This window comes from Williamwhitmania taraxaci (genome assembly GCF_900096565.1).
Taxonomy (GTDB): Bacteria; Bacteroidota; Bacteroidia; order Bacteroidales; family Williamwhitmaniaceae; genus Williamwhitmania; species Williamwhitmania taraxaci.
Genome location: NZ_FMYP01000006.1, coordinates 41,465 through 54,866, shown reverse-complemented (window position 1 = coordinate 54,866; position 13,402 = coordinate 41,465). Strand labels below are relative to the sequence as shown.

At 41.5% G+C, this 13,402-nt stretch carries 10 protein-coding genes; 2 read left to right on the top strand and 8 right to left on the bottom strand.

Translation table 11 applies throughout. From position 1 onward, the window contains the following. Nucleotides 1-93: 93 nt before the first annotated feature. Complete coding sequence (locus tag BLS65_RS02750) at nucleotides 94-1,968, top strand: ABC-F family ATP-binding cassette domain-containing protein (RefSeq protein ID WP_092435505.1); 1,875 nt, start codon at nucleotides 94-96, stop codon at nucleotides 1,966-1,968. 4 nt (nucleotides 1,969-1,972) lie between these two features. Here BLS65_RS02750 and tilS read toward each other — a convergent pair whose 3' ends face one another. The 8 genes from tilS to proS all read right to left on the bottom strand — a co-directional run bounded on the left by tilS (nucleotide 1,973) and on the right by proS (nucleotide 12,096). Continuing rightward, a complete protein-coding gene (gene tilS, locus BLS65_RS02745) occupies nucleotides 1,973-3,298 on the bottom strand; it encodes a tRNA lysidine(34) synthetase TilS (protein WP_092435501.1) in 1,326 nt (441 codons plus the stop codon). Beyond that, nucleotides 3,270-4,610 (bottom strand): anthranilate synthase component I family protein, encoded by a 1,341-nt coding sequence (locus BLS65_RS02740; protein WP_092435498.1) that lies wholly within the window; start codon nucleotides 4,608-4,610, stop codon nucleotides 3,270-3,272. Before BLS65_RS02740 ends, tilS begins: the two co-directional genes overlap by 29 nt. Before the next feature lie 75 nt (nucleotides 4,611-4,685). Further along, nucleotides 4,686-5,318 carry a peroxiredoxin gene (locus BLS65_RS02735; RefSeq protein WP_092435496.1) on the bottom strand — a complete coding sequence of 211 codons (633 nt, stop codon included), beginning with the start codon at nucleotides 5,316-5,318 and terminating at the stop codon, nucleotides 4,686-4,688. Between the two features lie 74 nt (nucleotides 5,319-5,392). Further along, nucleotides 5,393-7,327, bottom strand: a complete 1,935-nt coding sequence (locus tag BLS65_RS02730) for a BamA/TamA family outer membrane protein (RefSeq protein WP_092435493.1) — start codon at nucleotides 7,325-7,327, stop codon at nucleotides 5,393-5,395. A 50-nt stretch (nucleotides 7,328-7,377) separates the two neighbouring features. Continuing rightward, a complete protein-coding gene (locus BLS65_RS02725) occupies nucleotides 7,378-7,953 on the bottom strand; it encodes a SiaB family protein kinase (RefSeq protein ID WP_092435490.1) in 576 nt (191 codons plus the stop codon). A gap of 226 nt (nucleotides 7,954-8,179) precedes the next feature. Next, nucleotides 8,180-9,802: a dipeptidyl-peptidase 3 family protein gene (locus BLS65_RS02720; RefSeq protein WP_092435487.1), complete on the bottom strand. Its 1,623-nt coding sequence runs from the start codon at nucleotides 9,800-9,802 to the stop codon at nucleotides 8,180-8,182. 16 nt (nucleotides 9,803-9,818) lie between these two features. Continuing rightward, nucleotides 9,819-10,523, bottom strand: a complete 705-nt coding sequence (locus BLS65_RS02715; protein WP_092435484.1) for a hypothetical protein — start codon at nucleotides 10,521-10,523, stop codon at nucleotides 9,819-9,821. 88 nt (nucleotides 10,524-10,611) lie between these two features. Then, nucleotides 10,612-12,096, bottom strand: coding sequence for a proline--tRNA ligase (gene proS, locus BLS65_RS02710; protein ID WP_092435481.1), 1,485 nt, complete (start codon nucleotides 12,094-12,096; stop codon nucleotides 10,612-10,614). A 104-nt stretch (nucleotides 12,097-12,200) separates the two neighbouring features. Between proS and BLS65_RS02705 the strand changes: the two genes are divergently transcribed. After that, nucleotides 12,201-13,379, top strand: coding sequence for a hypothetical protein (locus BLS65_RS02705; RefSeq protein WP_092435478.1), 1,179 nt, complete (start codon nucleotides 12,201-12,203; stop codon nucleotides 13,377-13,379). Nucleotides 13,380-13,402 lie beyond the last annotated feature (23 nt).

Here is a 13,402-nt window from a genome sequence, read left to right as displayed (position 1 = left end):
TTTTTTCCTGACTTTAGGTAAGAGGTGCCTTACTTATTACTATTCGCACTCACTTCTCAAAGAATGGAGTTACCTTTGCACAAAATATTTTTTATGGCTTCTTTCCTGCAAGTTGAAAACTTGACAAAATCTTTTGGTGATTTAACCCTTTTTGAGGGACTGAAATTCTCGGTAGAGGAGAATCAGCGCGTAGCGTTGGTGGCCCGAAACGGAGCAGGTAAGAGCACATTACTCAATATTATATCGGGAAAGGATAGTGCCGAAGCAGGTGCAATTGTTTTTCGAAATGGAATTACTGTCGGATACCTTGATCAGGATCCAGAATACAATAGTGACCTCACGGTTTACCAAGCTGCCTTTGCTTCTTCATCCGAAATGGTGGAGGTGGTTCGTAACTATGAGTTGGCAGTTCGAGGGAAGGGTGATTACGACCTGGGTGAGCTCATTGAGAAGATGGATCATATGAAAGCCTGGGACTATGAGGTAAGGGTAAAGCAAATTCTTACCCGCTTTAAAGTCGACTTTTTGGACAAGAAGATGGGTGAATTGTCGGGTGGCCAGCGGAAGAGGGTGGCCCTTGCGAATGTGCTTATTAATGAGCCCGATTTCTTGATTTTGGACGAACCTACCAATCACCTCGATCTGGAGATGGTGGAGTGGCTTGAAGGGTATCTTTCTAGCAGTAGCATTACACTTTTAATGGTTACCCATGACAGGTATTTCCTCGATCGGGTTTGTACTGATATTATTGAGATAGACGCTAAAACATGTTTCCAGTATAAGGGGAATTATACCTATTTCCTCGAAAAACGACAACAGCGCACCGAGGCGCATGCCGCCTCCGTTGAGAAAGCGGTGAATTTACTTCGACGTGAGCAGGATTGGATGAATCGCCAACCTCAAGCACGTGGAACCAAAGCAAAATACCGAATTGATGCCTTTTACGACCTCAAGGATAAGGCTAACTCCGGCCGAAGGGAAGATTCGGTAGACATCTCCTCGGCGAGTTCGAGGTTAGGTGGAAAGATAATTAGCATGGAAGGGGTTTCCAAAAAATTCGGGAGTCAGATTATACTCAACGACCTCGATTATATCTTTAGCCGTGGCGAAAAGGTTGGGATTGTTGGCGATAATGGAGCAGGGAAAACCACATTTCTGCAAATTGCTACCGGTGAAATGCAGGCCGATTCCGGTAAAATAGAGGTTGGCGAAACGGTTGTTTTTGGCTACTACCGTCAGGATGGATTACAGTTTGATGAAACCAAGAAAGTGATTGATATCGCTCGCGATATTGCGGAAGTGGTTAAGGTTGGAAAGGATAAGACGCTTACTGTATCCCAGTTTCTAACTCTTTTCCTTTTTCCTCCCGATTCGCAGCAATCATTTGTTTCGAAGCTCAGCGGGGGCGAAAAACGTAGACTCTACCTGCTTACGATACTTATGAAAAGCCCCAACTTCTTGGTTTTGGATGAGCCAACGAACGATTTGGATATTCTAACGCTGAATGTATTGGAGGATTATTTGCGCGATTTTGCAGGTTGTCTTTTAGTGGTATCTCACGATCGCTATTTCATGGATAAGGTAGTGGATCACATCTTTATTTTTGAAGGTAACGGGGTAATAAAGGATTTTGTCGGGTCATATTCTGAACTGCGCGATTTCAAGATGGAGCAGGAGAAACAGGAGAAGAAAGAAAGACGGGATACCAAAACTACTGTAGATGTTAAGAAACCTAAGGTAGACCGTCCTCGAAAACTCACTTTTAAGGAGAAGATGGAACTGGAAGCATTAGAAAAGGAGCTGGATGATTTGAGCATGGAAAAGGCAACGCTCGAAACCGAACTTAGCAGCGGCACCCTTTCCAGCACCTTACTTGTAGACAAATCGACGAGAGTAGGGGATATACTTTCAATTGTGGAAGAGAAGGAGATGCGCTGGCTTGAATTGAATGAAATAGATGGAGATTAAGTAGTTAGTCAAGTGTAAAGATTATCGCGGTGCCAGTTTTCCCCGTTTTGCGAAACAGTTCGCTGACTCTGAGTCCAATTACCCATGCAATCTTTCCGTCCGATTCCATTACGAGTATCGAATTACGGCTTTGGCTTTCGATTTTTTGATCGGTAAGGAAGTCGCTGATTTTTTTTGCTCCGGTCATACCCGAAGGAATAAACGAATCACCTGCCCTCCAGTTTCGGATGGTAAGTGGGAAGGTTAGTTTCTCAACTTCAAAAACTCCTTGATTCGATTGCCACTTGGCGTCAGTGGTATTTAGGTGAGTGCTACTCCAACTAAGTTTTATTGGTGAACTGATGGCTCCGTTGGTACTCTCAATAATTACTTTGATTATGTGGGGCTCCATATTTGGTTCGATCACGAGATTCTCTCGGTTTTTCCATATGGTGTAATTATTTGTAACCACTCGGCTACCTGTTTGGGCGAATAGAATCCCTTTTGCTAATTCATATTCACCGGAAGATAATCCAAACTCATTTAGTATTTCAAACAGTAAGGTTTCCCATCCTAGTTTTGTTGTTAGTTCGCTGATTTTGATGCAGTAGGTTGAGCCATGCTTCGACAGAAGTGTTGTTTTTGCTTCTGATGCATGTAGTTCAATGATTTTTGAGGCACCATTCATAATCGCAAGGTTGCGTTGCATGGTGCTAATAAAGGAAGGGTTTAACGCCACAAATTGCGGAAGAATATTATGTCGGATAAAATTGCGCCGGTATACTGTAGTGAGATTGGAAGCATCCATTCTCCATGGAATTTTATTTTCCTGCGCATACTCGGCAATGTTTTCGCGGCTAAGGTCGATAAGGGGCCGTATGATTTTGCCGTTGATGGGGCTAATTCCCGTTAGCCCTTTAATCCCACTGCCTCGGGTTAGGTTAAGGAAAAATGTTTCGATGGAATCGTTTAGGTTATGAGCAATGGCGATGTAGTCAAAATCGAATTCATTTGAGAGTTCCTCAAACCAGCCATACCGCAGGTCGCGAGCAGCCATCTCAATGGAAACACTATGGGTTTGTGAATGCTGATTGGTATCGAAGCGTTTTGTAAATAGAGTGATATTGTTGTCGTTGCAATAAGATGAAACCGATTCTTCATCTTTATTTGATTCCAGTCCCCGTAAACTAAAGTTACAGTGCGCCACGGCAATAGGAATTTCTAATTGGTTCAATAGATGGAGTAAAACCATTGAATCCATACCGCCACTAACACCCACCAAGATTTTATGAGGGAATAGTTTGTGGCTACTTAAAAAGTGATTAATGGTTTTCTTCGAAATCTGTTCCATTTAGCGTTTCCAGGGTTTTATTCATGGCTTGTGCCTTCACTAGGCATTCATTATACTCGGCTTCGGCTTCGCTAAGCATTGTAATTGCTCCTCCTACGGAATAGGATAGGTATCCGTTCGCTTCGTTATAAACAAAGCTACGAATTACCACGTTGAAATCAAAGTCTCCATTTGGGGTAATGTATCCTACAGCGCCCGAGTAGATTCCTCGTTGGAATGTTTCCGCGGTTTCGGCAAGTTGCATTGCCCTGAGTTTTGGGGCGCCGGTCATCGATCCCATGGGAAAAGTGGCCTTAATAATGTCGCTAAATTGTAAGGTCGAACGCAACTGACAGCATACGGTTGAAATGAGCTGATAAACATGGGGAAAACCATAAGGCTCACAACACTCTTCCACTGTTACCGATCCTTTGGTTGCCAATCGTGAGAGATCGTTGCGCACCAAATCAACAATCATTACATTTTCGCTGATCTCTTTTTCCGATTGCAGTAGGTTTTTTAGGTTTTGTTTATCCTCTGCTTCATCGTTACTCCTAGGGCCGGTTCCTTTAATGGGTTGGGAAAAGAGTAACGAACCTTTTTTTTTAATGTATCGCTCAGGGCTGGCACAAAGCAGGTATTGGTTCGTTTCACGAAACCATGCTGAGAATGGAGTTGGCGAGGTTGCCTTCAGTTGAGAGTAGAGTTGCTTTGGGTCTAACTCGATTGCTGTTGCACTAAACTCCTGACATAAGTTAACTTCGTAGATATCGCCAATTTGAATATGCTGTTTTAGTCCATTAACTCTTTCAATATACTCTTCCTTGCTGAGTGTGGATTTTAAGTGTATGGCGTCTCTTTTTGTTTTTTCTTCTTTTGGTTTTTTTGATAATAGTTCTTTTGTAATATTATCAACGGTTTGAGAGTCGAGAAAACTATGGATGGATAAAACGTTGCCTTTTAGTGTAAAGACGGTTTCGGGTCTGAAAAACGAGTAGTTCTTATAGTTGAACTGGTTCGTATTGTTGGATTCTGTGGAATGAAAACTGTTTTTGAGGTCATAGGATAGGTATCCAAACAGCCAATCGGGCGTAGTCGCCATAAAGCGGTCCACGTCGTTTAGGATAGTTTTCGTATTTGTAAGTATGAGGGAAGTATTGGCGGCTGCTAAAAGTTCAAATTCAGCATATTTCTCCCGATACCCAACGCCATATTGGAAATTGTTGGAGTCATAATAGGCCGAGTATTCAAAACGAGCGCAGTAGTCCAGTATATTGGATTTCAGGGACGATTGCTGTGCAGGTTGAATGGTGTAGGTTCTGGTCGTTCTCACCCATCAAAGGTAGCAGTTTTGGTAAATAAAAAAGGTCTGGATAACCACCAGACCTTTATTTTGAAAGTGAAGAATTTATTTCTTTGAGAGGTATTCTTTTACTCCTTCTTGGGACGCTTTCATTGCTTTCTTTCCTTTAGTCCAGTTGGCTGGGCACACCTCTCCGTTTTCCTCGAAGTATTGCAGGGCATCTACAATTCTTAGCGCCTCATCAATATTTCGTCCAAGTGGCATATCATTAATCGTTTGGTGACGAACAATACCATCCTTATCGATGAGGAAAAGTCCTCGGTAAGCTTGTGGAGTTCCGATGAATACCGCTTCACCCTCGCCGTTGTAATCGTAATGACCCGCTAAAACGTCGTAATTTTCAGAGATTGTTTTGGATAAATCGCTTACCAATGGGTAGGTTACTCCCTTTATACCTCCTTCATTGGGCGTTGTCTGTAGCCATTTCCAGTGGGAAAATTCAGAGTCAACGGAGCAGCCAACAATAACTGTGTCGCGTTGCGTAAATTCCGATAGTATCTCCTGAAAGGCGAGAATCTCTGTGGGGCACACAAATGTAAAATCAGCCGGATAAAAGTAGAATATTACATACTTCTTTCCAATGTATTGATCCAATGAGAAATTTTCAATGATTTCGCCGCCATTTACTACTGCTCTTGCTTTAAATATTGGGGCTTTCTTGCCAACTAGTACCGACATAGTAAAAATATTTATGGTTGTTTTGATTAATTAACCACAGGTGACGGATTTTGTTTGTTGGTTCGTGCTGTTTTTTATTGCAACGGTATTTGAGTTGGCGGAGTTGGGTAGAAGTTCTCGAAGCGTGAGGAAGTTACCCCAGATATGTCAATGTATTTAGGAATTGCTCCAACGGGTAAATATGGATAGAACGCCAATCGTATTTGCAGCGTGCGAAATACTAGGTTTTCATTTCGAACCCGAATACCAATTCCAAATCCGGTATAGTTTATTCCATCAAATACAGATTGATGCCTTTGTCCGATAAATCCCATATCAGCAAAGGCATATAACGCTGTTTTGAAATCGATAGGTGAATAAGGTGTAAATAAGACTGTTTCAAAAGCAATATTAAGCCGTTGATTACCATTGATATCTGGAAGGCTTAATCCCCTGACGCCATCCTTTCCGCTTAGTGAAATAGACTCTCCCTCACCATACAGTTGATTAATTCCCGATGTGTAATTTAGGTTAACAAATTGCCTTATACGGTAAATACCAAGTTGCCAGAGGTTCGAAAAACAGTTAAAGTCAAGCCTTAGGGCTCCTTGTTCCATATTCCCGTTTCGTAAATATGAGCCAAAACTCACTTTAATTTGGTTATAGCCGATGGCATATAGTTTTCCTGTGCTTACGGTTGCTCCTACATAGGTTCGTTCAGTATATTTGCTAACTTCATAACCACCTATGAGTTGCAATTTTAGACCTTGCGAAATGTCTTCGGTACGTCCAAATCCATATACCAGTCGATTTTGGTAGAATTTCTGTGTGGAGAAAGAAATGCTGCCTAAAGTAGTTGTTCTTTTATGGAATTCAAGGTTGTAGCTAGCGTCTGTTGGTAAGGTTGTGGTAAATCCATATCGGGTAATTCTGGCTGCAAGTGCCAATTGTTTCCTGTAGGAAGCATATTTATTTTTGGCGTTAAATACAAATGTCCGTCCAATCCAAGCATCTACTGTATGCGAATTTATAATGTAGGTCGAATCGAAGTCAAAACTATAGTAAGGCCGGGATCGCTTAATTGCGCTTAAGCCTCCGGCATATTTAAGTGCGGTGGCCGAAAAATTTCTGGTTGCAGAACCGGAGATATACCTGTCGTCGAAAGCATCCTGATAGCTCAATGTTGTATTGATAAACTTACCCCAAAGGTTGTTGATGGTATATATTTCCTTAAAACCGAGGTTGTTATTTTGGGTGTAGTTGTAGTAGATCGAAGATTGGAATTCCTGCCCAAATCCGAGGATATTATTGTCGAACAAATCTACTCTCCCTTTTTCTGGATCGGATACTTCAAGGTGGAATGCTTTGCTCCATACATCCCGCGTGGAAATACAAAGGTCAATGGAGTCGGCCGATGGAGTGTTGAATACCCAAATCCGAGCTTCGGAAATAAAGGATAAACTGCGAAGCAACTGTTCGTTTTCTGCGACAAGAATTGGATCGAATATGTCGCCTTTTTTAAGCAGAGTGTTCTTCTCTAGTATGTAACGTCGTGTGTATACATGGAGGTTATTCCCGATGCGTTTTAATCTTTTACTTGTTTCAGCCGTGTCGGTTTTCGTAACTCTAAATAGTTCCTGTCTTTCATAGATTATTGAGCGTATGGGCTTCCCTGCGTAGTGAGATAACTCCTCCTCGCGGCTGACTACTTCCTCTCTGTTTGGTTCAGTCGCTTCCTCTGTGCTCTTAACTAGACGCCGATAAACTTGGTTTAAGAACCTCCGATTTTCTGTTTTTTCACCAACTTTATCGAAGAAATTCTTCTTGTTTTCCCCGCTATTTACTACAATAAAATCGACAGAATCGGGCATAACCACAAGTGTGTCTACTTTAATTATTTTCTCCCCTTTGGCAGTCACAAGGGTTTGACCCGCCCTTAGCCTCAGTGTGTCTGCGTTGTCGGCAAGGGATAGATATGGAAAAAGCAACCACAAAAGTGCAGTTGCTAGTATTTTGAAATATTCCTCCATAGTAAACCTTACCTTTCTATAGGGAAAGGGATAAAGAAATATTTTCGTGTTTAGTTTTCTTTACCAAACTTTTTGGCGTTTATCTCCACCTTCAAGATGAAAAAGTAGTTAGATTCATCTAGTTGAAGGAATTGATAGTTAAGTGGTTCTCCGATTTTCCGGGCAATGTCGATTAAGCCTAGGCCAGCACCACCCTTGTCAGATAGTTTTCCTTCACGTATTTGCTTGCGATACATTTGGTTTAGCTCTTCCTTTGTGGCTGCATTGACTTGATTAAGAGCTCTTTCTAGTGGTTCTTTGTGCTGCTCTGCTACTTTGTTGGATGTTATTATGTAGTAGGTATCTTGTTTTTTACCAATAATAAAAAGGCCGTTACCTATGTTGCCGTCTTTAATCTCATCGGAATGCTTATTCATGTTTTGAAGGGTCTCAACCATAACATGGTATACTTTCCGTTGAACTGATCTTTCCTCACTGTTCTTTTCCATGTCCGATTCAGCCATTTGGGTAAACATCTTTGTGATCTCGTGGCTAAACTCCCCTAGGTAAACTAATGAGAAACCGTTCTCAATCATTTCGTCGTAAATGTTGGAGACGGATTTAATAAAGTTGAAGGTCAAGTTCATAGATGTGTGTGCTGTTAGCGTGATTAATAAAGGTTAGCAACGCTAAATATAGATATTTCTTGATGCTGGTGCAAATTTTTTGTTAGATTATCAACTGATCTATATTGCCTAGCCTATCCTTATTATCCTGTCGGATTAAATAGGTTAGAGCTATTCCTGCATGTATTCGAATAAAGAGGGCAAGTCCGATCTCCAACTCGCCCTCTTCTTTATTAACTATTAACTATTAAAGTCCTAAAACTTTTTTTCCTTGCTTAAATCGGATATCAGTTGGGATACCAGCCTGATTTATTCGGTTTAAGTCAGCGGCAAGGGTTGGATCAATTACGCTCATCTTTTCAATGAGTTGAGCTGTTCCTTCATAATCACCGTTGCCCTGAAGGGTAAGGATCAGGCCTCCCAACGAGCTAATCGCCTCTGTCATTTTATCGAAGTTCACCGAATAGGTCGCGCTGTTTTCGTCACGAGTAAATGCGCCTTTTTCCTTAAAGTAATTAAAGGTAAGCATGTTGGCTTTTCCATGCGCAGAGGCTGCACCAAATCTTACCGACCTAAAGATACCTGCCATAAATGTCACGTAGTTGTCCATTAGGTCTTTATTGGTTATTTCTCCCATTTTTGTAAGCTGTAGAACTTGATATACTCCAAGAATATCGGCTTTTGCTTCCTCAATGGTGCTATACTTTTCCTTTAGAGCTCCGCGAACATTGCCCTTGTTGTTTATAGTGTTTTTAATACCTAGTCCATGGGAAACTTCATGAAACATTACGTTTTCAAAGAATGCGTCGAACTTAATGTTCTTTTGTTGGTCGGGTGTTATCAGTATTTTACCGATTGGTTCTAATATCTTTTCAAATTTGTAGCGCATCGAGTTTTTGAGCTGCAACTTGCGGCTTCCTTTTTCCAGTTGAACGCGTGCATCGTTGGGGAGATTAATGGCAATAGTCTTGCTGCCCGCATTGCAATCGCCTTGATAATATACTGCATCGTATACTCCAAGGTCGCTTGAACTACCTGGGATTTCTGTTTTGTATTTGGCTTCGACAGGCAGTAGTTGCTGTAACTTGGGCAGAAGAGATGCATAGCGGGCAAGTTTCTTTGTCCACTCTTGATCCTTGATAAGAATAAAAGCCTCATGGGCAGCCTTGTAGTTGTAACGGGCGTCCTCATAGTTCTCAATGGGCCCTACTACAAAATCGATATTGTTGGTTTTCATGTCCATCCAGGCCATATCGCTGGAGTAGTACTCATCGGTTAGTAGGGCTTCGGCACGCAACTCGAGATATTTTTTAAAGCCTACATCTTCAGCTAGTTTGGCCGCTTTATTGATCAAATCTGCTGCTTTTTGTATTTTGTATTTATAGGCAACGTGGTATGGGATAGAGAGTAGTTTTCCGTCATCACCTCTTTTGATAATCGTGTATAAAGAGGTTTTTGTTGAATCTTCAAAGGTATTAAACTCCTGCTCAGTCATGTTGGAAGGATAGTAGTTTGCCCCCAGCGGCTTTGCTCCGAAACGTGGAATAAAGGCATTGTTGGCATTTAATCTTTCCCAAGGGCCATAGTTAATTTCTAGGAATTGTTTTTCTCCGGCATCGCTACAGGTATCCAATAATTCTTTCTTGTTTCCATACGCTTGCTCCCAGTAGATGTCGTCCATTACAGTTGCGGCATCAAATAGATATACTAGAAGTTCTTTCTCTTTTGGGCTTAATGCTGAAATGTCCGATTTGAGTTCTACTTCAGCAAATGCATCAACTTTACTTTGCATAATGGATGGTTGTTGTTTCTCCGCACAACTGGACAGCAGCATGCCTATTGGGAGAGCAATGAGAATTAGCTTATTCATGGTTAGTTAGTTACGGTTATTTTTCTTCTAAAACATCATCCGAGTTAAACTTATACCCGAGGCGTTTGCCGGTTTGAAGTTTTGAATTTTCAATTTTGTTGTTGACTTGGCCTACTGATGCAATCTTTACGGTATCGTACGGCGGTACTAATAAGTCGAACTCAAGGGTATAGAGTATGGCTGTTTCAATCATTTTACGGATAGACTCTTTGTCTATTTCTGTAGTGCCAAAATTATTGTAAAGAAAGCCTAGTTGCCTTTTTCCTTCAAGGAAGTAGTGACTGTCTTTATTGATAAAAATACGTCCAATTAGGTAACCCAAGTCCTCCATTCGATTATATCGGAACGAGTCAGCAAGAAAGTTATATATGCTGATTATTCCGCAGTAACTTCTCATTTTATCCTCTTGCACATAGGATAACTTCCAAATGCTGTGATCTCTGTCGAATTCAAAAACATTGGAGTGCATGCTGAAGATAAGTATATCACCCGCAACTTTCAATTCGGCTTCGAATTTTCCTCTATCCACATATTCCAGTCGGATTCGGCGGTCTGTTCCTTTCAGATTTACGTTATAATCAGTTGCGATTTCGTGGAGCACTTCTTTAATTAGCCCGAAAGACACCAGTGTATTATCAAAAATTACCTGCTTCATGACAGATTTGTCTGCAAGTGTTTGAATGATAAGTTCTTTTGCTGGGATTATTTTTTTTTCTTCCATTAGGTTGTCGGTTTAGCTGGCATAAAGTTAAAAAAATATGGAACTTGATTGCTCAAAGTTCCATATTTCGAAAAGGGTTGAAAGGATATTAGTACGCTCTGGCAAATATTACCCTGCGGCTTGATGGTTTTCCGGAATACATACACTTACCCTCTTCTTCGGGTGCATCGAGTGGAATGCAGCGAATGGTGGCTTTTGTTTCCTCTTTAATACGCTGTTCCGTTTCAGCAGTTCCATCCCAGTGTGCGAGGAAGAATCCGCCTTTATCGTCGAGCAATTCTTTAAACTCATCGTAGTTATCTACAGTAGTTGTGTTTTCTGCTCTAAAGCGGAGGGCTTTGGTATAAATGTTTTCTTGAATTTCTTCCAGAAGGTTGGCTACCGTTTCTGCAATTCCATCTACCGAAACTACTTGCTTGGTGAGGGTGTCTCTGCGGGCAAGTTCAATGGTGCTATTTTGATAATCCCTTGGTCCCATTGCCAAGCGAATAGGAACACCTTTTAACTCATATTCTGCAAACTTAAAGCCTGGCTTAAGGTTGTCTCTGTCGTCGTATTTAACTGAAATACCTTTTGAAATAAGTTGGGCTTTTATTCCACTTACGCGTTCCGAAATCATCGCAAGTTCCTCTTCGCTTTTGTAAATGGGGACAATAACCACTTGGATTGGGGCTAACTTGGGAGGTAGTATTAATCCGTTGTTGTCGGAGTGGGCCATGATTAAGGCACCAATCAGGCGGGTAGATACGCCCCAAGAGGATGCCCAAACATGCTCGAGTTTCCCTTCTTTGCTGGTATAGGTAACATCGAAAGCTTTTGCGAAATTTTGGCCAAGGAAGTGAGATGTACCTGATTGAAGCGCCTTACCATCTTGCATCAGTGCCTCAATGGTATATGTTTCTACGGCACCTGCAAAGCGTTCGCTCTCCGATTTTACGCCCTTAATAACGGGCATCGACATCCATTTTTCTGCGAAATTCGCATAGATGTCGATCATTTTTTTGGTCTCTTCAATAGCTTCCGATTGAAGGGCATGTGCAGTATGACCCTCTTGCCATAGAAACTCTGTGGTACGTAGAAATAGTCGTGTGCGCATCTCCCAACGAACCACATTCGCCCACTGATTGCATAGGATGGGCAAATCGCGGTAGGATTTTATCCAGTTTTTATAGGTGCTCCAGATAATAGTCTCAGAGGTAGGGCGAATAATAAGTTCCTCTTCCAACTTGGCATCGGGATCAACTACTACTCCTTTACCATCGGGGGAAGCCTTTAATCGATAGTGCGTTACAACCGCACACTCCTTGGCAAACCCCTCTACATGTTGCGCTTCCTTACTGAGGAATGACTTGGGAATCAGAAGGGGGAAGTATGCATTTACGTGACCGGTTTCTTTAAACATCTGGTCCAATGCTTGCTGCATTTTTTCCCAAATGGCGTAACCGTAAGGCTTAATTACCATGCAACCTTTTACTGCACTATTTTCTGCAAGGTCGGCTTTTATTACAAGGTCGTTATACCACTGGGAGTAATTCTCGTCCCTGTTGGTTAGTTCTTTAAGTTCTTTTGCCATTTTTTATCTTTGGTATGATCTTTGCATTATTTGTTCTAGAAAGAAACAACTGCAAAGTAAACAATAAATAAACTTTTTTCATAAAAATATAGGAGGGAGATATCATGAAAACTAACTTATTAACAACGGTGTTAATGGCGGGGATGCTCTCAGGTTGTTCTTCGTCATTTTTCCTTGCCTCCAACACAACCGGAGAGGATGACGTCTATTTTAATCCAGATAAGAAGTATGTTGCTTCTGCATCTGGTAATGAAATAAATCCATTAAACGCTACAGATCCGACAATTGCGGAACTTCAACGCAAAATGAATAATGCTGGAAACGAATCTACATCTACTTCCGATACTATATACGTTGAGGAGGAAAATCAAAATCCCTATAATGCGATTTTAGTTGAAAGTTTTGATGAGGCGCGGGAGAGACGTTTAAAAGCACAATCGGAATTACGTTTTAATTACAGTGATTATAGCGACGCTCTCTTCTATGCATCGGCTTATGATCCTGCGTTTTATAATGTGGTGGCTTACGGATCTAGTGTTTGGGTAGAACCTCGCTGGATAACTTCATCGTGGTATTTGCCTAGCAATAGGTGGTCTATGGGCTTCAACTATGGCATGGGTTTTAACTTTGGAATGGGGTATAGTGCCTATTGGCCTAGTTATGGTTTTGGCTACGGTGTTTATAGCCCTTGGGCTATTGGTTACTCTGGATATTACGATTATTATTATCCAGGTTATGGTGGATATCTAGATGTTAGGCATACTGATTCCGAGAAATATTACTACGGTTCTAGATCTGGTGGGACAACAAATTACGGATCCCGTAAGGGAGTTGCAGGTAATGAGGTTAGGGCTGCTAGATCTGTCGAACGGCGTGAGGTGAGATCCTCGAGTGCTGATCCTTCAAGAGATGGAATCCAGAATACAGGAAACGTCAGGGTTACAGGTAATTCAGCCGGAGAGGTTTCTACGGGAAATAGACGATCAAGTTCTGGTGCCACTAATACTTATACTCGTCCCTCAACTACTAGTGGTGTTCAACGGCCATCATATACTCCAGTGTATAACCGTCCATCTAGCGGTGTAAGGCAGGAGTATAATAGGCCTTCAAGTTCGAACAGTCAAGATAACTATAGACGGCCTTCTTCTAGTAATAATACAGAATCCAATACAAGGTCAACTAGTGGTAATAGTTCAACTTCCAGCAATAATTCGAACAATTCTACCCGCTCGGACAATTCGAATAGTAATTCGAATTCTTCTGGAAACGTTAGGCGTAGGTAATAATGGTTTTATTTAATTTGATA